Source organism: Roseovarius sp., assembly GCF_018066915.1.
Lineage (GTDB): Bacteria > Pseudomonadota > Alphaproteobacteria > Rhodobacterales > Rhodobacteraceae > Roseovarius.
On sequence record NZ_JAGPVV010000019.1, the window covers coordinates 14311 to 34307 of the forward strand.

Annotated in this window: 22 protein-coding genes and 1 pseudogene; 16 read left to right on the forward strand and 7 right to left on the reverse strand. The window is 62.1% G+C overall.

Translation table 11 applies throughout. From position 1 onward, the window contains the following. Positions 1–35 precede the first annotated feature (35 nt). From KBT70_RS01065 to KBT70_RS01085, 5 genes are all read right to left on the reverse strand, one after another. On the reverse strand, positions 36–713 hold the full coding sequence (locus KBT70_RS01065; RefSeq protein ID WP_296627763.1) for a DnaA/Hda family protein: 678 nt from the start codon (positions 711–713) through the stop codon (positions 36–38). Further along, positions 710–1777: an AI-2E family transporter gene (locus KBT70_RS01070; protein WP_296627765.1), complete on the reverse strand. Its 1068-nt coding sequence runs from the start codon at positions 1775–1777 to the stop codon at positions 710–712. Before KBT70_RS01070 ends, KBT70_RS01065 begins: the two co-directional genes overlap by 4 nt. Before the next feature lie 164 nt (positions 1778–1941). Then, the gene (locus tag KBT70_RS01075) at positions 1942–2148 is read right to left on the reverse strand and encodes a cold-shock protein (protein WP_296627768.1); all 207 of its coding nucleotides are present in this window, start codon (positions 2146–2148) and stop codon (positions 1942–1944) included. A gap of 151 nt (positions 2149–2299) precedes the next feature. Continuing rightward, positions 2300–2854: a L,D-transpeptidase gene (locus tag KBT70_RS01080; protein WP_296627771.1), complete on the reverse strand. Its 555-nt coding sequence runs from the start codon at positions 2852–2854 to the stop codon at positions 2300–2302. A 301-nt stretch (positions 2855–3155) separates the two neighbouring features. Further along, the gene (locus KBT70_RS01085) at positions 3156–4379 is read right to left on the reverse strand and encodes a multidrug effflux MFS transporter (protein WP_296627774.1); all 1224 of its coding nucleotides are present in this window, start codon (positions 4377–4379) and stop codon (positions 3156–3158) included. A gap of 169 nt (positions 4380–4548) precedes the next feature. On the opposite strand from KBT70_RS01085, the gene KBT70_RS01090 reads away from it, so the two are divergent. From KBT70_RS01090 to KBT70_RS01130, 9 genes and pseudogenes are all read left to right on the forward strand, one after another. After that, positions 4549–6081, forward strand: coding sequence for an acyl-CoA carboxylase subunit beta (locus KBT70_RS01090; RefSeq protein ID WP_296627777.1), 1533 nt, complete (start codon positions 4549–4551; stop codon positions 6079–6081). A gap of 74 nt (positions 6082–6155) precedes the next feature. Continuing rightward, positions 6156–6500, forward strand: a complete 345-nt coding sequence (locus KBT70_RS01095) for a hypothetical protein (protein ID WP_296627781.1) — start codon at positions 6156–6158, stop codon at positions 6498–6500. Continuing rightward, entirely contained in the window at positions 6497–6907 is a 411-nt protein-coding gene (locus tag KBT70_RS01100; protein ID WP_296627783.1) for a DUF6497 family protein, read from the forward strand. Before KBT70_RS01095 ends, KBT70_RS01100 begins: the two co-directional genes overlap by 4 nt. 223 nt (positions 6908–7130) lie before the next feature. Next, positions 7131–7268, forward strand: coding sequence for a hypothetical protein (locus tag KBT70_RS01105; protein WP_296627785.1), 138 nt, complete (start codon positions 7131–7133; stop codon positions 7266–7268). Positions 7269–7361: 93 nt separating this feature from the next. Beyond that, positions 7362–7706 carry a hypothetical protein gene (locus KBT70_RS01110; protein WP_296627787.1) on the forward strand — a complete coding sequence of 115 codons (345 nt, stop codon included), beginning with the start codon at positions 7362–7364 and terminating at the stop codon, positions 7704–7706. A 412-nt stretch (positions 7707–8118) separates the two neighbouring features. Further along, the gene (locus KBT70_RS01115) at positions 8119–8349 is read left to right on the forward strand and encodes a hypothetical protein (RefSeq protein ID WP_296627790.1); all 231 of its coding nucleotides are present in this window, start codon (positions 8119–8121) and stop codon (positions 8347–8349) included. A 160-nt stretch (positions 8350–8509) separates the two neighbouring features. Beyond that, positions 8510–10509: pseudogene (locus KBT70_RS01120) on the forward strand (acetyl/propionyl/methylcrotonyl-CoA carboxylase subunit alpha). 4 nt (positions 10510–10513) lie between these two features. Continuing rightward, positions 10514–11413, forward strand: a complete 900-nt coding sequence (locus KBT70_RS01125) for a restriction endonuclease (RefSeq protein ID WP_296627792.1) — start codon at positions 10514–10516, stop codon at positions 11411–11413. Then, positions 11410–11928 carry a hypothetical protein gene (locus tag KBT70_RS01130; protein ID WP_296627795.1) on the forward strand — a complete coding sequence of 173 codons (519 nt, stop codon included), beginning with the start codon at positions 11410–11412 and terminating at the stop codon, positions 11926–11928. Before KBT70_RS01125 ends, KBT70_RS01130 begins: the two co-directional genes overlap by 4 nt. A 13-nt stretch (positions 11929–11941) precedes the next feature. On the opposite strand, the gene KBT70_RS01135 is transcribed toward KBT70_RS01130, so the two are convergent. Continuing rightward, the gene (locus tag KBT70_RS01135; protein ID WP_296627797.1) at positions 11942–12388 is read right to left on the reverse strand and encodes a DUF4174 domain-containing protein; all 447 of its coding nucleotides are present in this window, start codon (positions 12386–12388) and stop codon (positions 11942–11944) included. Positions 12389–12557: 169 nt separating this feature from the next. Between KBT70_RS01135 and KBT70_RS01140 the strand changes: the two genes are divergently transcribed. Beyond that, positions 12558–13493, forward strand: a complete 936-nt coding sequence (locus KBT70_RS01140) for a hypothetical protein (RefSeq protein ID WP_296627799.1) — start codon at positions 12558–12560, stop codon at positions 13491–13493. Beyond that, positions 13465–15594 (forward strand): methylmalonyl-CoA mutase, encoded by a 2130-nt coding sequence (scpA, locus tag KBT70_RS01145; RefSeq protein WP_296627802.1) that lies wholly within the window; start codon positions 13465–13467, stop codon positions 15592–15594. Before KBT70_RS01140 ends, scpA begins: the two co-directional genes overlap by 29 nt. 441 nt (positions 15595–16035) lie before the next feature. Here scpA and KBT70_RS01150 read toward each other — a convergent pair whose 3' ends face one another. After that, the gene (locus KBT70_RS01150) at positions 16036–16458 is read right to left on the reverse strand and encodes a hypothetical protein (protein WP_296627805.1); all 423 of its coding nucleotides are present in this window, start codon (positions 16456–16458) and stop codon (positions 16036–16038) included. A gap of 133 nt (positions 16459–16591) precedes the next feature. Between KBT70_RS01150 and flgB the strand changes: the two genes are divergently transcribed. From flgB to KBT70_RS01175, 5 genes are all read left to right on the forward strand, one after another. Continuing rightward, positions 16592–16978: a flagellar basal body rod protein FlgB gene (flgB, locus tag KBT70_RS01155; RefSeq protein WP_296627808.1), complete on the forward strand. Its 387-nt coding sequence runs from the start codon at positions 16592–16594 to the stop codon at positions 16976–16978. A 3-nt stretch (positions 16979–16981) separates the two neighbouring features. Continuing rightward, entirely contained in the window at positions 16982–17398 is a 417-nt protein-coding gene (flgC, locus tag KBT70_RS01160; protein WP_296627811.1) for a flagellar basal body rod protein FlgC, read from the forward strand. A gap of 11 nt (positions 17399–17409) precedes the next feature. Continuing rightward, complete coding sequence (locus KBT70_RS01165) at positions 17410–18087, forward strand: flagellar hook capping FlgD N-terminal domain-containing protein (protein WP_296627814.1); 678 nt, start codon at positions 17410–17412, stop codon at positions 18085–18087. Between the two features lie 47 nt (positions 18088–18134). Then, positions 18135–19394, forward strand: a complete 1260-nt coding sequence (locus tag KBT70_RS01170) for a flagellar hook protein FlgE (RefSeq protein ID WP_296627816.1) — start codon at positions 18135–18137, stop codon at positions 19392–19394. Positions 19395–19408: 14 nt separating this feature from the next. After that, positions 19409–19997: flagellar hook-basal body complex protein (locus KBT70_RS01175; protein WP_296627819.1), on the forward strand; the 589-nt coding region annotated here is incomplete at its 3' end.

Sequence of the window (19997 nt, forward strand, 5' to 3'; positions counted from 1 at the left end):
GCTGACTTGTAACGGAACGGTGACGCAGCGTGGCTCTATTGCGCCATTTTGTCCAGCACTTGCGCGGCGAGGGCGCGGGTGATTGCGCGACCTTCCGCAAGGGCCAGGGAATCGAGTGCGGCAACCACCTCTTGTGCCGCATCAAAGGAGCGGTCCATTCGCCGCGCGAGATAGGGAATCGTGTCCGGGCTTGGGGAAATCTGGCGGTCGGCAAAGAGCTTGGTCAGCACGGCGGCCAAAAGCGTGTCATCCGGCGCGCGGAGTTGGGTCAACAGCGTGCCCTGCATGCGGCTGTGCAGATCAGGCAGGACGAGTGGCCAGAGGTTCGGTGGGCGTTCGGCCGTGAGCAAGAGGGTGTGCCCTTCGGCCAACACGAGGTTGTGCAGGTGAAAGAGCGCCTCTTCGGCGGGACGATCCCCTGCCACCCGATCTGCATCCTCAACCGCGACCGCACCGCTTGCGAGCGTGGGGATATCGGCATGGGAGAGGCGATTGGCTGCAACGATCCGGGCACCCGAGAGGGAGGCCCAGACATGCGCCAGATGCGTCTTGCCGGCACCTTTCGGCCCCGCGAGGATCAGTTTGCGTCCGGGCCAGCCTTGCCAGCCTTCGATCATCGCCACCGCTTCTGCATTGGCGGGCGAGACAAAGAAATCCTCGCGCCCCAGTGCGGGACGCACTGGCAGATCAAAGCTGAGTTGGCGCGGCGTCATTCGCGATCAATGCTTTCCAGCCCACGATAAAGGCGGCTTTCGCGGTATTGTTCAAGGGCAAAGCGGGCGATCACCCCAAGCGACGCCGCGACCGGCACGGCCACCAGCATACCGACAAACCCGAAAAGCGCGCCAAAGGCCGAGAGCGCGAAAATGAGCCAGACGGGATGCAGACCGACCGAAGAGCCCACCAGCTTGGGCGTCAGGAAATTGCCCTCAATCACCTGTCCCGAGACAAAGACAGCGGCCACGAGACCGACACTGAGCCAATCGCCCCAGAACTGAAAGAGCGCAAGGCCAACGGCCAGCACGCCCCCGACAATCGAGCCGACATAGGGGATAAAGGTGATGAGCCCGGCAATCGCGCCCACCACGAGGCCGAATTGCAGCCCAACCAGCATGAGGGCGACCGCGTAATAGGTGCCCAAGATCAAACACACGGTGCCCATGCCGCGGATGAAACTGGCCAGCGTATTGTCGATCTGGCCTGCAAGGCTGCGGATCACGGGCGCATGGTCGCGCGGCAAAAGATTGTCGATCTCGGCGACCATATGATCCCAATCATAGAGCAGATACACCGCCACAACGGGAACAATCACCAGCAGGATCAAGATATTGACCATGGAGGCCGCAGAGCTGAGGATCGTTTCGAGCAATTGGCCGCCACGTTCGCGAATGGTCTCGCCCAAGGACAGCAGCGTCTTGTTCAGCGCCGAGTCAGGTTCGAAGAGCGTTGGGAAATGGGTGCTCAGAAATCCATGCAGATCGCGCGCCAGTTCCGGTGCCACGTTGAAGAGAGCCACCGCCTGATTGACAAGCGTGGGCACGATCAGCAGCACAATCACGACAAAGGCCAGAATGGCGATCAGGGTTATGACCACGACCGATGCCGCGCGGCTCAGTCCCATACGTTCCAGCCGGTCGGCCACGGGGTCGAGGAAATAGGCAATCGCACCGCCCAGAACGAAGGGCAGGATCACGTCGCCCAGAAACCAGAGCAACACAAAAAACACGGCCATGGCCGCGCCCCAATACTTCATCTGATCCCGGACGGGGAGCGCCATGGTTCGCCTCCTGATACGCGCCCTATGTCATGGTTTGGGCGTTCGGTTTCAAGAGGAAAGGCGCGTGCTGCGCAAATCCTGTGCGGCGGTGTATCGCGCCCTCAGCGGGCGCGATGATGGTTTGCGGGGTGTGTTGGCAATCCCCGACCGCGCGCGGTCTGCGTTCAGGCGAGAACGATATTCGACGCGGATTCACGACCATCACGGCCGGATTCGATGTCAAACTTGACCTTTTGATTGTCGGCAAGGCCGGTGAGGCCCGCGCGCTCGACCGCGCTGATGTGGACGAACACATCCTTGCCGCCGCCATCGGGCGCGATAAAGCCATAGCCTTTGGTGGCATTGAACCATTTCACGGTGCCAGTCGCCATCTTGCTGATTCCTTTTATAATTGTTGCCCGCGGGAGTGCGGCAACCCGGCAAAGTCATGCAACATCGAGTGACTGAGCCGAAAAGGACAGATGGTCGATAGTGGTAACGTCGCACGGGGAAATATGCCGGTTCCCCGTGCAAAAATCAAGATTACAGAACTGTAACGACTGTGCCGATCGGCACGCGTTCGTAGAGATCCTGCACATGTTCGTTAATCATCCGGATACAGCCGTTCGAGACAGAGCGCCCGATGGACGAGGGCTGTGTCGTGCCATGAATCCGGTAATAGGTGTCGCGCCCGTTCTGAAAAAGGTAGAGCGCGCGGGACCCGAGCGGATTGTCGGCGCCGCCGGGCTGCACATAGTCATTGCCCTTGAACCGCCCATAAGTATGCGGATCGCGTTCGATCATCTCGTCGGTCGGGCGCCAGGTCGGCCATTCTTTCTTGACGGCGATGGTGGCGGTGCCGGTGAATTCCAGCCCCGCCTTGCCCACGCCCACGCCATAGCGGCGGGCGCGGCCCGGTTGGGTCACGAAATAGAGAAAATGCGCGCGCGGCAGCACGATGAGCTGACCGGGTTGATAGACCGGATCGAAAGAGACCTCCTGCGGCATGAACCGCGGATCAACCTCGAAGGCATTGGCAAGGGATGCTGTGCCCATGGCGGCGAGGCCAGTGGCCATGAATGTGCGGCGATGGATCATCGGGAACCTCCTGAACTATGGGCTCGTTTATAGGACGGGTCGCGGCGGTGGTAGAAATCAAAATGCGTTCACATCTCGCGTTCTGGCCGGAACTGTTGCGATCCGGTCGCGCGCGCGCCTCAGATCGCGGCCCAATCGGTGAAGCGGTATGGAAAGGGGGAACGGTGGACCGGCACGTTCGAATGCAGCGGCGGGGTGTTGCGGCGTATCATAGTGGCCTCCTGTGCTTGTTCTCTCAAACACGTGGGGGCGGTGGGGGTCAGTGGCCAGAGGCGCTAAAGCAATCGTGAACCTCAGTGAGTCATTTGGGCGACAACCCCAGCCTCCGTTCGCGGCGGATGACGGCGAGGATGGTCACAATCGCCGCGAGCGCCGTCGAGAGCATCAGCCCCAGCAAGGCATAGGCCCCGCTGCCGGGGGTGAGAAGCGTGCCCGCAAGCGCCGAGAGGCCCGCGCCGATGCCAATCATAAGCGCGCCCGACAACCCGCTTGCCGTGCCTGCAAGGTCCGGGCGGATCGACAACGCGCCGGCGGTGGCATTGGGGATCACCATGCCATTGCCAAGCCCCATGAAGGTCATCAGCCCAAAGAACGTGAATGGCGTACCCAACCCCACGAGAAACAGCGTGAGATTGAGCGCAATCCCCCCCGCGTTAAAGAGCGTGCCCCAAAGCACCATGCGGTTGACGCCGATGCGCATGGAAAATCGCCCCGAGGCGAAATTGCCGAGGAAATAGCCAATCGCCGGGGCACCGAACAAGAGCCCAAGTGTCGATGGAGGCAGGCCAAAGACCCGATCCCCCACAAAGGGCGCACCGCCCAGATAGGCAAAGAACGCACCCGAACTCAGCCCCGCCGCAAGCGCATAGCCCCAGAACCTGCGCGAGGTCAGAAGCGCGGGATAGTCGCGGAACTGCTGCATCAGGGTCCGGCCCGTGAGGGGGGCGGTCTCGCCCAGATCACGCCAGCAGACGACAAAGAGCGCGGCCCCCAGCACGAAGAGCGCCCAGAAATTCGCTTGCCAGCCAAAGGCTTCGTCCAAGAGCCCGCCAAAGGCCGGGCCGATCATCGGCACCACCGCCATGCCCATGGTCACATAGCCGATCATCGAGGCGGCCCGGTCCTGAGGAACCATGTCGCGCACGATGGCGCGCGACAGGACCATGGCGACCACAACGCTGGCCTGCACCATGCGAAACGTCAGGAAGACCGTGATATTGGGGGCAAAGATGCAGCCCAAGGTCGCCACTAGAAAGAGGCCAAGACCCCAAAGAATGACCGGCCTCCGCCCCCACCGGTCCGAGATTGGCCCCATCAGCAGTTGAAGCCCGGCATTGACCCCGAGGTAGAGGGCGACGGAAAGCTGAATCAGCCGGTATTCGGTGTTGAAATAGGCTGTCATCCCCGGCAGGCTGGGCAGGAAGATGTTCATTGCAAGCGCCGATAGGCCCGCCAGCAGGATCAGCGTCGAGATATGCGGCGGGGTGGTGCGGTCGAGATAGTTGGATGTCTGTGCGCGGGTCATGGGTCATGGCTAGGAGTGGCCTGAGGGGAAGTCCATCGGGCGCAGACAGGTTTTGCAAGTTTACAGATTTGCGAAATATACTTTGCGATGATTTGCAAATTTGCCTGATTCTGCTTTGCGCTCTGCCTTGTAAACCCTATGCTGCGCGCAACATCGCAAGGGGAGTGCCATGAAAGACATCCTTCAGGAATTGGAGAACCGCCGCGCCGAAGCACGCAAGGGCGGTGGCGAGCGCCGGATCGAGGCTCAGCATGCCAAGGGCAAGCTGACGGCCCGCGAGCGGGTCGAATTGTTGCTCGACGAGGGCAGCTTTGAAGAATTCGACATGTTCAAGGCGCATCGCTGCACCGATTTCGGGATGGAGAAAGAGCGGCCCTATGGCGATGGCGTCGTCACCGGCTGGGGCACGATCAATGGCCGCATGGTCTATGTCTTTTCGCAGGATTTCACCGTGTTCGGTGGGTCTTTGTCGGAAACCCATGCCGAGAAAATCTGCAAGATCATGGATATGGCCATGCAGAACGGCGCGCCGGTCATCGGGATCAACGATTCGGGTGGCGCGCGGATTCAAGAAGGCGTAGCCAGCCTTGCAGGCTATGCCGAGGTGTTTCAACGCAACATCATGGCGAGCGGTGTGATTCCGCAGATTTCGCTCATCATGGGCCCCTGTGCGGGTGGCGCGGTCTATAGCCCGGCGATGACCGATTTCATCTTTATGGTGCGCGACAGCTCTTACATGTTCGTGACCGGCCCCGATGTGGTCAAGACCGTCACCAACGAAGTGGTCACGGCCGAGGAACTCGGGGGCGCATCGACCCATACCAAGAAATCGAGCGTGGCCGATGGGGCGTTCGAAAACGATGTAGAGGCCTTGGCCGAAGTGCGGCGTCTGGTGGATTTCCTCCCGCTCAACAACCGCGAAAAGCCGCCTGTGCGCCCGTTCTTTGACGAGCCGGGGCGGGTGGAGCAGAGCCTTGATACGCTGATCCCCGACAATGCCAACACCCCCTATGACATGAAGGAACTGATCCTCAAGGTCGCGGATGAGGCGGATTTCTACGAAATTCAGGCGGAATTCGCCAAGAACATCATCACCGGCTTCATTCGCCTTGAAGGGCAGACCGTGGGGGTCGTAGCCAATCAGCCGATGGTGCTGGCAGGGTGTCTGGATATCGACAGCAGCCGCAAGGCGGCGCGGTTCGTACGGTTCTGCGATGCGTTCGAGATTCCGATCCTGACCTTTGTCGATGTGCCGGGGTTCCTGCCGGGTACGGGCCAGGAATATGGCGGCGTGATCAAGCACGGCGCGAAACTTCTCTTTGCCTATGGCGAGGCGACGGTGCCCAAGGTGACGGTCATTACCCGCAAAGCCTATGGCGGGGCCTATGACGTGATGGCCTCCAAACATCTGCGGGGCGATTTCAACTATGCTTGGCCCACGGCGGAAATCGCGGTGATGGGGGCAAAGGGCGCCACCGAAATCATCCACCGCGCCGATCTGGGGTCGCCCGACAAGATCGCGGCGCATACCAAGGATTACGAGGGCCGCTTTGCCAATCCGTTCGTCGCCGCCGAGCGCGGCTTTATCGACGAGGTGATCCAGCCGCGCAGCACGCGGATGCGCGTAAGCCGGGCATTTGCGTCGTTGCGCAACAAGAAGCTCAGCAACCCTTGGAAAAAGCACGATAACATTCCGCTCTGAGGGGGGCGAGGACTGGGGGCGCTGCCCCCAGTCCCCCGAGGTATTTAGGGCCAGATGACGCACGGAGGAGCAGGATGGGGCGCAGCCACTGGCATGTGATCGAAGACGAGGAGGGCGGCGCACTGACAGTTGCGCGGCGGGTGCCTGTGCGCTTCGATTTGGCGGTGGAGACGGTTCTGGCGGGCACGACCGGGCGGCGGCGCTTGGCGCATCTTGTGCGGCAAGACCTGTGGCGGGCGCTGCAATCGCTGCGCGGTTATGCGCCCGCGGTGCGCGTGCGCCGGGACGCGCAGGCGATGCATGTGCAGGCCGGGGGCGCCGTCATGGGCCGGTTTGATCGCGCCGGGTGCGAGGCGCTGATTGCACAGGTGTTGGAGGACGAGGCGAATCGCGTGCGCTGGATGGGCGGCGCGCGATGAGACGGGTGAGGTGGGCTGTGGCGCTGAGCGTCGGGCTGGCTCTCGCCCAAGGGGCGGCAGCGCAGGAGGAGGCGCTGCCGCTGCCCTCGGGCCTTAGAGCGCGGGTGCAGGAGGTGCTGACCGACCGGCCGGGTCTGGGTCTGACCTATCGCTTTCGGTTTGTGGCAGAGGGATTCGCCGGGGTTGGCGATACGGATGCGCAACTCGAAACGGTGCTGGCTGATCTGGTCTGGCTGTGCGAGAGCTACGCCCTGCCGCGACTGGCGAACACGGGGCCGATGCCCGCTCAGGTTGTTATTTCGCTGGCGGATCGACCGTCAGAATTCGGGGTTTTCGACCCCGATGTCATTCAGGTCTTTGAGGCCTACAGGCCGCAGGAAGGCGCCTGCATCTGGGAGATGTTCTAATGAAAACGCAAAATCTTGCGTCGCGAAATCAAGACCTTGGCGGGACTGAGGCTTTGGGGACACAGGCGCACGGGATTGGTGATGACCGATGTTCAAATCCTAAAAATTCCGATAAGCTGCGTCGAGGTTGCACCCAAGCGACCTTTACCTCGCCCTTGAGACGGGCAGGGACATGGTGTCCTTGCGCGTCTCTTCATGAAGTTACGAGAGACAGGAGATATACATGTCGAAGAGCATCAAGAGCATTCTCGCAATCGGTTTCATCGCCGTTGTCGCAGCATGCGCCCAGCCTGCCGAAGAAGAGTTCGTTGTGGTCGAGCCGATCACGACCGAGCCCGTTTCGACCGGCAAGTACAAGTAAGCCCATCGGGCTAGGCACGGGACGGACCACATGGTCCGTCCCGTCCACCACACACTCTGCCGCGCCGCGCCCCTTTGATTCGGAGGGCGCAACATGTTGAAACATCGCGGATTTCCCGGTCGTTTGCCGGGCACGGATTTCCAATTCACCATCAGACGCGCGAATCCCAAGGGGGCCACCCCTCTGATTGCGCGCGAGCGGTACCGAGACCGCAAGGCCGCCGACAAACGCGCGGACGCCGCCTTTGTGCGTGCGATATGGGAGTGTTTTGGCGAAGAGCCGTTCGAGCGTGGCAATCTCGATGCCGGGCGGTTGAGCTGGCTTTTGGGCCGCGAGGTCAAGCCGGTTGATGACCCCTTTGACTCCACAAGTTACGAGGCGCTGCTGGTTCTGGATCTCGCGCTCGCGCGCGAGTCATTTCCCGAGGTGTTCGTGTGAGCAGGGCGCGCGTGAACCGCTCCAGAACCGCGGTTCAGAGCCGCAGCATGCGCGGCGTTCTGCCTATGGCGGATGAAAATAGGCAAGGCTCTGCTCATGCGGGTATCGCGCGGAAGCTGTGCTTGGTGCGGTCGAAAGATGCTGCCAAGGTGGAACGAGTGGCGGGAGTCCTTTCCCCAGAGGTCGTGACATTGCGTCTGTCCCGCCGCCCTTCCCCCTGGGGGCGATCCTGTGCGGGCGTGCAAGGATCGCCCTCTTTTTGTGTTGAAAATAGGATAGTTGCAAAGCCTGCCGCAGATGCGCGGGCCTTCGCCGATGATGCAAGGGCGCTGCGCAATCGCTTTGACCTTGCCCGGTTCGTGACGTTTTATGGCGTGGATTTTACATGTGACATCACAGAAGGACGCCCATCATGCAAAGACTTCAAACATATCTCGCTCCGCGCAGATTCGCCCAAGCACTTGGTGTTCTGGCACTTGGCGCTTTGGTGGCCTGTGGCGACACGGTGCCGGAGCAGGCGCTTATCGGGGGCGGGGCTGGGGCCCTCACGACGGCTGTCGTCGGCGGCAGCGTCATTACCGGTGCCGCAGTCGGGGCCGCGGGCAACGTGGTATTCTGCCAGGCCTATCCGAACCGCTGCTGACGACCTGAGCCAGAGCGCGCTTTCGGACGCTCTGCCCGTCATCCAAGACCAAGTCATTCGAGCCACCGGCACCTTGCGCGCCGGTGGCTTTGTTGTTGTGCCAGAAGAGATCCGGCGCGCCGCCTGAAGACCGCGCCGACATGAGAGGAAGGGACGGAAGATGTTCAAGAAAATACTGATTGCCAACCGGGGCGAAATCGCCTGTCGCGTGATCAAGACCGCGCGCAAGATGGGGATTGCGACGGTGGCGATCTATTCCGATGCGGATCGCAACGCGCTGCATGTGCGCATGGCCGACGAGGCTGTTCACATCGGACCGGCACCCGCCTCTGAGAGCTATATCGTGATCGACAAGGTGATGGCCGCCATCAAGGCCACGGGGGCCGAGGCGGTGCATCCCGGATATGGCTTTCTGTCCGAGAACCCCAAATTCGCGCAGGCGCTCGAGGCGGCGGGTGTGGCCTTTGTCGGGCCGCCGGTGCGGGCCATTGAGGCAATGGGCGACAAGATTACCAGCAAGAAGATCGCGCAGGAGGCCGGCGTCAGCACCGTGCCCGGCTACATGGGCCTGATCGCCGATGCCGAAGAGGCGGTGACGATCTCGAACCAGATCGGCTATCCGGTGATGATCAAGGCCTCTGCCGGGGGCGGCGGCAAGGGGATGCGTATCGCCTGGAATGACGAAGAGGCGCGTGAGGGATTTCAATCCTCCAAGAACGAGGCCGCGTCGAGTTTCGGGGATGACCGCATCTTTATCGAGAAATTCGTCACCCAACCGCGCCATATCGAGATTCAGGTGCTCTGCGATACCCACGGTAACGGCATCTATCTGGGCGAGCGGGAATGCAGCATTCAGCGCCGGAACCAAAAGGTCATCGAAGAGGCGCCGAGCCCGTTTCTGGATGAGGCCACGCGCAAGGCGATGGGCGAGCAGGCCGTGGCGCTGGCGCAGGCGGTGGGCTATGCCAGTGCGGGCACCGTGGAATTCATCGTCGATGGCAAAAAGAATTTCTATTTCCTCGAGATGAACACGCGCCTTCAGGTGGAGCATCCGGTGACGGAATTGATCACCGGCGTTGATCTGGTCGAGCAGATGATCCGGGTGGCCAATGGTGAGGCGCTCAGCCTCACGCAGGCCGATGTAAAGCTCAAGGGTTGGGCGATGGAGAGCCGCCTTTATGCCGAAGACCCCTATCGCGGGTTCCTGCCGTCGATCGGCCGTCTGAGCCGCTATCGTCCGCCCGAGGAATTGGCCATCGAGGGGCCGTGGTGCGCAATGACACCGGCGTCTTTGAAGGCGGCGAGATCAGCATGTATTATGACCCGATGATCGCCAAGCTCTGCACCTGGGGCCATACCCGCGCCGAGGCGATCGAGGGCATGCGGGTGGCACTCGACAGCTTTGAGGTTGAGGGGATCGGGCATAACCTGCCGTTCCTCAGTGCCGTGATGGATCATCCGCGCTTTGTCAGCGGCAATATCACCACGGCCTTTATCGCCGAGGAATATCCCGAAGGCTTCACTGGCGTCACGCTGCCGGAAGAGGCGTTGCGCGCGATTGCGGCAAGTACGGCGGCGATGCACCGTGTCGCCGAAATCCGGCGCACGCGGGTGTCGGGGCGGATGGACAATCACGAGCGGCATGTGGGCGAGGATTGGGTCGTGAACCTGCAAGGCCACAGCTATGCCGTGGTGGTGGCGGCGGATCGCGGGGGGGCGACCGTGCGGTTCGACGACGGCGACACCCTGCGCGTCACAAGCGACTGGACACCGGGCGATCAACTGGCGCGGCTCGATGTGGATGGCCGGGCGCTGGTGCTCAAGGTCGGCAAGATCAGCGGCGGGTTCCGCATCCGCACACGCGGCGCCGATCTCAAGGTGCATGTGCGCACGCCCCGTCAGGCGGAATTGGCGGCGTTAATGCCCGAGAAACTGCCGCCTGATACATCAAAGCTGCTGCTCTGCCCGATGCCGGGGTTGATCGTGAAGGTCAATGTCGCGCCGGGCGACGAGGTGCAGGAGGGGCAGGCACTCTGCACGGTGGAGGCGATGAAGATGGAAAACATCCTGCGGGCCGAACGCAAGGGCGTGGTGGCAAAGGTCAACGCCGGACCGGGCGACAGTCTGGCGGTGGACGATGTGATCATGGAGTTCGAGTGAGCGGATGATACCTGATTATCAATCCTTGATGAAGCCGGTGCTTGAGTTGGCGGCGTCCGGAGAGATGAAAATCTCGGACGCGGTCACTCAATTGGAGCGAGCATTCCGTCTCACTGAGGATGAGAGATCAGAGTTGTTGCCAAGCGGTAAGCAGACGAAGTTTGCCAACCGAGTACATTGGGCACGCAGTTATCTAAAGCAAGCTGGTCTTCTTCGAAATACGCGACGTGGACATTTCGAGATTACTGAAGAAGGACGCCGAGTACTGAACGCGAAGCCCGAGCGGATCGATGCAAAGTTTCTCTCGCGTTACGATGCATTCTTGGAGTTTAAGGCGCGATCAGGCTCTACAGGTGATGAACCACTAGAAATAGTGCCTTCAAGTGCGACAACACCGGACGAAGCGATGCGCGTGTCTTATGAGCAAATCGCAAATGCGTTGGCGGCGGATATCCTGTCGCGCCTGCGCGAGGCAGAACCCGCATTCTTCGAGGGGGTGATTGTCGATCTGCTCTTGAAAATGGGCTATGGCTACGGAACGGCAGCGGGTAACGTGCTCGGCCAATCTGGTGATGATGGGGTGGATGGAGTGATCAACCTCGATCCCTTGGGCGTTGATCAGGTCTATGTGCAAGCCAAGCGCTATCAGGCTGGGAGTCCTATCGGATCAGCGGCGATCCGGGATTTTTACGGGGCGCTGGGCCTGAAGGACGTAACTAAGGGTATATTCGTCACTACCTCGTCTTTCAGTCCGAATGCCCGAGCGACAGCGGAGAAGTTAGGCGCGCGGATCGTGCTCATTGATGGGCCTCAACTTGCGCGCTTGATGGTGGCACATGAAGTCGGTTGTCGTGTGACAGAGATCTTCAAAGTTTCAGTGGTCGAGGAGAGCTATTTCGAATGAGCCACTTTGGCCCTCATGCGCGCGCGTGCGGACTGTTCCTCGCGGTGATCGCTTTTGTGTCCGCCTGCGCGCGCGATGCCGAGGCGGAGCAGCGGGGACGGTTGGGGGCGTGGTTTGCGCTAGGGGAAACGGTGGTCTTTACCGCGACGATGCACTGTGCCGTGGGCCTTTACCGGGTGGCGGATGGGCGGATCAAGGCGGCGATGCCCCTGGTCGGATCACCGCCCGAAATGGTGCGGGTGCTGGCCGCACGGGGGCTTGCCGCCTTGGTCACGCCGGGACTGGCACCTGATGCCGCGATGGTGGCCATGGCCAATCTCGACCGTCCCACCGGCATGGCCATGCGCCGCGCAGGGCTAGAGGCGCGCGCCTGCATGGAGGCCACAAGCGAGAGCGCGTTTCATCATCTGTTGGGGCAATCTGGTGCGGTTCTGGCCTGGGAGGCAGAGACAGGCGCGCTCATGCTGATGGACCCCGGAGCCGGGCTCTTGATCGTGGCGATGGGGGCCGGGTGATGGCGCGCCGGGATCAGCTATCGCCGGGACGCTCTCGCAATTCCTGCTGGCGCATTGGCAGCTTGTCGATGGTGCGGATGATCTCGCGCACATGCCAGGGCGCGGGTTTGCGCAGGTATATCACCCCGTCCTTGCCAATGAGCACGAGGCCAAACCCTCGGGGCCGCAGCGTCTTGCGCAGGGATGAGCGCGCGGCGGGGTCGGTATCGGTGATCACCACCACATCGAGCGCGGTCAGCACATCAAGGCGCTCGGTGATATACCCCATCTGTTCGATGTATCGCGGATCGGCGGGGGTATCGGCAAAGATCACCAGCGGGCGTTTGAGCCAGAGAAAATCATTCAAATTGACCGTATCGGCCGAGAGGATCGCGGCGGATGCGGGGCCTGTATCGCTGTCCTGCGCGGTTGCGGATGAGGCGATAAATACTGCCAAAACAAGGGATAAGAGTGTTTTCATAGGGTCTCCTGCTGGTCCAGATATAGGCCTGTTGGGGGCGATTGCGAAGGGCGAATGGCGGGCGCGTGGAATTTTTCCGCAATTAAGCGCATGGTCAGGAATGACAGTCAGGATCAGGGCCAAGCGTGTGTGGTCGCAGAGTGCGGCCAATCGAAAGGTCAGACCCGTCATGGACATCATCCTGCATCTGGGGGCGCATCGCACCGCCTCCACCTCGTTTCAGCACTATATGCGTGCCAATGCGGGCGCTTTGGCGACGCAGGGATTGGGATACTGGGGCCCTGAGGCGACGCGCGACGGGGTGCTGAGTGGGGTTGTTCCGGCACCTGGCCTGCCACGCGCGGCGGACCAGCTCGAGCGCGCGCGGGGTCGCATCGCGCTCCGTCTGGAGGAGGCGCGGAGACAGGGGATAACCCGAGTTCTTATCAGCGATGAAAACATGATCGGGGCTACCCGGCGCAATCTGCGGCGCGCGCGGCTCTATCCCGGGATCGGCGAGCGGATGGCGCGGTTTGCGCATGCCTTTGACGGGCGCATCACCCGCGTGGTCCTGTCGATCCGGGGACAAGATAGCTGGTGGGCGTCGTCGCTGGCCTATGGCGTGGCGCGGGGGCATGGGGTGCCGGGGGTTGATGACCTTGACCGGCTGGTGACGGTCAACCGGCATTGGCGCGAGGTGATCGGTGATCTGGCCTGTGCATTGCCCGGTGTGGACATTGTGGTCCTGCCGCATGAGGTGCATGCCAGTCGGCCCGAGGCGCGGTTGCATGCGATGACCGGGCTGGCGGAGGTGCCGCGCAAGGCGGCGCGCCTCTGGCTCAACCGTGCGCCAGATCTGGCGGCCTTGCGCCGTGCTGTGGCGGCGCGGGGTGGCGACGTGACACAATTGCCCGAGGGCGAGGGGCGTTGGCAGCCCTTTGACCGGGCGCAGCGATTGGCCCTGCAAGAGGCCTATGCCGACGATCTGTTCTGGCTCTCTGCCGGGGCAGAGGGTCTGGCGCGACTATCAGAGGAAACCGGACCGGATGAGGCAGGGAGACATCTGCCCTCTGGTCAGACTGAAAGAGGACATCGGAATGGCGACGAAGAAAGACGATTGGCGTAAACTCGCGGCGGCGGAACTTCGGGGGCGTGCGCCCGAGACCCTGACGTGGAACACGCTCGAGGGGATCGCGGTGCAACCGCTCTATACCCAAGAGGATGTGGCCGACCTTCCGCATCTGGGTAGCATCCCCGGACAGGCTCCGTTTACCCGTGGCGTCAAGGCCACGATGTATGCGGGCCGCCCCTGGACTATTCGGCAATATGCCGGCTTCTCCACGGCAGAGGAATCGAACGCCTTTTACCGCCGCAATCTGGCCGCCGGGCAGCAGGGTGTCTCGGTCGCCTTCGATCTGGCCACGCACCGCGGCTATGACAGCGACCATCCCCGCGTCGAGGGCGATGTGGGCAAGGCGGGCGTGGCGATTGACAGCGTCGAAGATATGAAAATCCTCTTTGACGGCATCCCGCTCGACAAGGTTTCGGTCAGCATGACCATGAACGGTGCGGTGATCCCGGTTCTGGCCAGTTTCATCGTTGCAGGCGAAGAGCAGGGGCACGACAAGGCGCTGCTGTCGGGTACCATCCAAAACGACATTCTCAAGGAGTTCATGGTCCGCAACACATATATCTATCCGCCCGCGCCTTCGATGCGGATCGTGTCGGACATCATCGGCTACACGGCCAAGCACATGCCGAAATTCAACTCGATCTCGATCTCGGGCTATCACATGCAAGAGGCGGGCGCGAACCTTGTGCAGGAATTGGCCTATACGCTGGCAGACGGGCGCGAATATGTGCGCGCGGCGATCGCTGCGGGAATGGATGTGGACAGCTTTGCGCCGCGCCTCTCGTTCTTCTTTGCCATCGGCATGAATTTCTTCATGGAGGCCGCCAAGCTGCGCGCCGCCCGCCTGCTCTGGCACCGGATCATGACGGAGTTTGGTGCCTCGGACGAGAAATCCAAGATGCTGCGCACCCATTGCCAGACATCCGGCGTGAGCCTTCAGGAACAGGATCCCTATAACAACGTGGTGCGCACCGCCTATGAGGCGATGAGCGCGGTTCTGGGCGGCACACAGTCGCTGCACACCAATGCGCTTGACGAAGCGATTGCCCTGCCCACCGATTTCAGCGCCCGCATCGCGCGGAACACACAGCTTATCCTGCAAGAGGAAACCGGTGTGACCAAAGTGGTCGATCCGCTGGCGGGCTCTTATTACGTCGAGAGCCTGACGCATGAGTTGGCCGAGAAAGCCTGGGCATTGATCGAAGAGGTCGAGGCCATGGGCGGCATGACCAAGGCGGTGGAATCGGGCATGCCCAAACTGCGGATCGAGGAAACGGCAGCGACCCGTCAGGCCATGATCGACCGGGGTGACGAAGTGATCGTCGGCGTGAATAAGTATCGCAAGGACAAGGAAGACCCGATCGACATTCTCGACATCGACAATGACAAGGTGCGCGAGTCCCAGATCGCCCGGTTGGCGCAGATCCGCTCCAGCCGTGACGAGGCCGCCTGTCAGGCTACGTTGGACGAGTTGACGCGCCGTGCGCGCGAGGGGGGCAATCTGCTTGACGCGGCGGTGGATGCCGCGCGCGCGCGCGCCACGGTGGGAGAGATCAGCATGGCACTGGAAAAGGAATTCGGGCGGCACCGCGCCGAGGTCAAGACGCTGGCTGGCGTTTACGGCGCGGCCTATGAAGGCGATGCAGGTTTTGCCGCCATTCAGAAATCGGTCGAGGATTTCGCCGAGGCCGAGGGGCGGCGGCCACGGATGCTCGTCGTCAAGATGGGGCAGGACGGCCATGACCGGGGGGCCAAGGTGATCGCCACCGCCTTTGCCGATATCGGGTTTGACGTGGATGTGGGGCCGCTGTTTCAGACACCGGAAGAGGCGGCGCAGGACGCCATCGACAACGACGTGCATGTGGTGGGCATCAGCTCTCAGGCGGCGGGGCACAAGACGCTTGCGCCCAAACTGATTGCGGCCCTCAAGGCGCGGGATGCAGGCGATATCATCGTGATCTGCGGTGGGGTGATCCCGCAGCAGGATTACGATTTCCTCAAGAAGGCGGGGGTCAAGGCGATCTTTGGCCCCGGCACCAATATTCCCGAGGCCGCCAAGGATATTCTGCGGCTGATCCGCGAGGCGCACGGATAGGCAGGCCCGCCGACACAGGGACATCGCTGACCTCGTGCAGACATGCGCGGGGTCAATCTCTGTATTAGGCACCGCACAAAAGGTTTCGCCCGGACGCGAGAGCGACCGGGCGACAACACTTTGCAAGCTCTGGAGGGAGGCTTAGCCCAAAACCGAGAGAAGCGCGGAAATGATCCAGTACCACATCGCGATACCGAGACCAAGCATGGGGGCAAGCCACCATCCACTGGGGAGATGGAGGGGGGTATTGGTGTCTTGCCCAAACTGATGCGTATGGTTCACGGTCATATGCGGTGCCAACTGTTTCATTTCCGTATCTCCTGGCAGCCTTGGAAGTAAAGTCACAATCCCATGATCTGACTGTAATTGAAAGCGCGCGAAGGTATCTGCGCGTGGGCGAAAGAGAGGGCTGTTATCCAAAGATAGCGACCCTCACGGCGCTCAGTCATCCCCGAAGAAGTCATCCTCTGCGTCTTCGCCGCTGCCCAACTCGCTCATCATCATCGACAGCGCACCGCCTGCCAGATCGAGGCTGACGAGCTTGGGGGTCTTGGCCGGTTTGGGGGGCGGGGCGGGTTCGGGTTCAGGCTCCGGTTCCGGCGCAGGCGGCGGCAGAGCCTCGGGTTCGGCCTTGGCTGGTGGAGCGGGTTTGCGCGGTGCGTCGAGCGCCTCTTGCAAGAGGCGCAGGCGCAGACGCAGCACAAGCGCACGCTGCACCGGATCGCGGGTCTGCGCATAAACGCTGTTCGCCAATGGCAGGCTCTCGGTGGCGGGAAGCGTCAGCAGCCGCCCCAGCACACGGCTAAAGCTACGGGGCAGGGTGAGCGGTCTGCGCAGGGCGGGGCGAGGGGCGGTCTCTGACATGGGTGTTCCTTGGTCTCGGGCCGGTTGGCACCGGAATTGCAGGGATGCGGGCAGGGCCGGGGCATCCACGATGTCTTTCGCCCTGCAAGGACTGGACCAACTGCGCTCAAGACCCCCGAAAGGACCCCGCGCCATGACAGATGCGTTTCGCGATCACCTGAGCCTCTTTGCCTCGGCGCTGACCCTGCGCGAGCAGCGTGGCGGGATGCTGGCGTCAAACATCGCGAATGCGGCGACACCGGGATTCAAGGCGCGCGACATGGATTTCGAAACGGTGCTCAACGCCGAAACCGGTGGCGGTGCCCTCGCCACCAGCAACGGCCGCCATTTCGCGACCAGCGGTCCAAACGGCGGGCACGCGGGATACCGCGTGCCGGTCAACCCCTCGCTCGATGGCAATACGGTCGAACTGGCCGTGGAGCAGATGGAGTTTGCCGAAAACAGCCTGCGCTACCAGACCAGCCTCACGCTGCTCAACCGGCGGATTTCCGGATTGAGCCAGGCGATCAAGGGAGAATAAGCCATGATGATCAAGAATATCTTTGACGTCGCCAGTTCCGCCATGTCGGCGCAGATGGTGCGCTTGAATACCGTGGCCTCGAACATGGCGAATGCGCAGGCGGTCAGCACCACCAAGGAAGACGCCTATCGCCCGCTGCGGCCCGTGTTCGAGACGATCTATGCCGATCAGACCGGACAGCAGGGCCTATCGACCACGCATGTCACCGATGTGGTCCAACTCGACCGAGAGCCGGTGCGCGCCTACCGGCCTGACCATCCGATGGCCGATGAAGAGGGCTTTGTCTACGAATCCGTGGTCAACCCCGACGAGGAAATGGTCGAGATGGTCGAGGCCAGCCGCCAGTATCAGAATGTTTTGGAAACCGTCTCGACCCTGCGCACGCTGATGGCGCGCACGGTCATGATGGGTCAGGGTTAAGGAGCGCCGTCATGCCCGAAATCAACACAGCAACCGGCGCAAGCGCCACATTCACCGCCGCTGCCGCTGCCAATGCGGCCCCCAAGCGAACGGGGAACGGCGATTTGGGACAGCAGGATTTTCTGTCCCTGATGACCGCACAATTACAGAACCAAGACCCTTTCGCGCCGATGGAAAATGGCGAGTTCCTCGCACAGATGGCGCAGTTTTCGACTGTGGCGGGCCTCGACCGGGTAAACACAACCCTGAGCGATATCGGCAGCCAGATCGGGGGCAACCGGATTGCCACCGCCTCGTCGCTCTTGGGGCAGCAGGTGCTGGTGCCCGGCACGCTGGCGCGGCCTGATGCCTCGGGCGGGGTGCATGGCGTGGCGGATTTGCCAGAGGCCGCAAGTGCCGTGAGCGTGATCTATTCCGATGCCGAAACCGGCGTGGAGCTGCATCGGCAGGATATGGGCGCGCAGCCCGCCGGGCTGATGGGCTTTGACTGGGACGGCCTGCCGCCTGAAATCGTTGCGGCCCGCGGTGCCGTGCGGGTGGCGATCGAAGTGGATGGCGACACCCCTGCAGAGCCCTTTGTCTATGCGCGGGTGGTGGGCGTCCAGATGCCCGAAGGGGGGCAGGACATGACCCTCCGGGTCGAAGATTACGGCCTGCGCAGCAGCCTGGAAATCACCGACATCCGCTGAACCCAACCCAACAACAGACCCTTCAACGACCTGACAGGACCAGATCCATGAGCTTTCACACTGCACTTTCCGGGCTGAATGCCGCGCAGACCGATATTTCCGTCACCTCCAACAACATCGCCAACGTGGGCACCCTCGGGTTTCACGGCAGCCGGGCGGAATTCGCGGATATCTATACCACCAGCCCCTATAGCCGCCCTGCGTCGCAGATCGGATCGGGCACCGAGGTCAGCCGCATCGGAGTGGATTTCAAGCAAGGTTCGTTGACGGCGACCGGCAATGTGCTCGACCTTTCATTGCAGGGTCCGGGCTTTTTTCAGGTGCGCACAGGGCCGGATGCGGGGGCCGATGCCGGCTATACGCGCGCCGGGGCTTTTGGCATGAACCGCGAGGGTTTTGTGACCAATGCCGCAGGGCATTTCCTGACGGTTTTCCCAACCTCGGAGAATGGCGACACGCTGTCCACGACGCAGACCCAACGCCTGCAAATCCCGCAGCAATTTGGCACGCCGCAGCCGACGACGTCGGTTGATCTTTCGTTCAACCTGTCGCTGACGGATAACGGCGGGTTGGGGACGCAAGCGGCCATTCCCGCCCCGGCCTTTGATCCGGCCGATCCCACCACCTATGCCGCGACCACGCAAATCCCGGTGCTTGATGGGTCAGGGCGCGCGGTGCCTGCGCAGGCGTTCTTTGTCATGTCGGATGCGCCCGACGCGCTCGATGGCGGGCTGGCCTACACGGTCCAACTGGTTGTGGACGGTGTCACAGCCACGCCCGCCGATCCGCTGGCCACCTTGTCCTTTGATGCGGGTGGTGCGCAGACCGGGGGGCTTGAGGCGATGAGCTTTGCCCTTGGCTCTCAGGCGCTCTCGGTTTCGCTTGGCGGATCGCGCGTGTCGGATGGCCCCTTTGGCGCGATTGCCGTGTCACAGAATGGCACCCGCCAGCTTGACCTCTCTTCGGTCGATGTGCGTCAAGATGGCACCGTCTGGGCCAGCTACGGGGCAGAGCGTTCGGTTGCCGTGGGGCAGGTGGCAGTCGCGAATTTCTCGGATATTCAGGGCCTAGGCAGTATCGGCAGCGCGACCTACCGGGCTTCGCGTGAATCGGGCGAGGTGCGTTTGGGCGTGCCGGGGACAAGTGGCTTTGGCGCGATCCGTGCCGGTTCGGTCGAGCGGTCGAACGTCGATCTGACCGAGCAACTGGTCAACCTGATCATGGCGCAACGGAATTATCAGGCCTCGGCCAAGGCGCTCGAGACCAACGGCACCTTGGCCGACACGGTCCTGAACATCCGTAGCTAAGGCAGGGCGCCACCATGGACCGCATGATCTACACCGCGCTCAACGCATTGGGCGTCAATCGCGACAGCCAGGTGGCGCAGGCGCAAAACCTCGCCAACCAGACCGTGCCGGGCTATCGCCGCGACCTGCCGAACGAAGGCGGGGTGCGGTTTCTCGAGATGATGGAGGGGTTGACCACCCGTGCCTTTCAGGTCGAGACGGGCCCTGCCGGGTTTTCGCAGGAAACGGGCAGGCTCTCGCGGACCGACGAAGAACTCGATGTCGCAATCGCCGATCAAGGGTTTTTCTATGTCATGCCCGACTCTGGTGATCCCGCCCTCAGCCGCCGTGGCGACCTGCGGCGTGACACCGATGGCACGCTGCGCAATGGCGCGGGAGATGCGATGCTGGGGCCGGATCTGGCCCCTATTCAGGTGCCCGCCTATCGCGATATCCGGATCACGGATATCGGCGAAATCTATATCCAGCCGATTGATGATCCCGAGGGCGAGCCAGTTCTGGCCGGGGTCTTGGCTACGGTGGTGCCTCCAGCGGAGATCGCGCTGACCAAGGGCGCGGATGGCCAGATCAGGACCGTCGAAGGGCCTCTGCCGCCGCCCGATC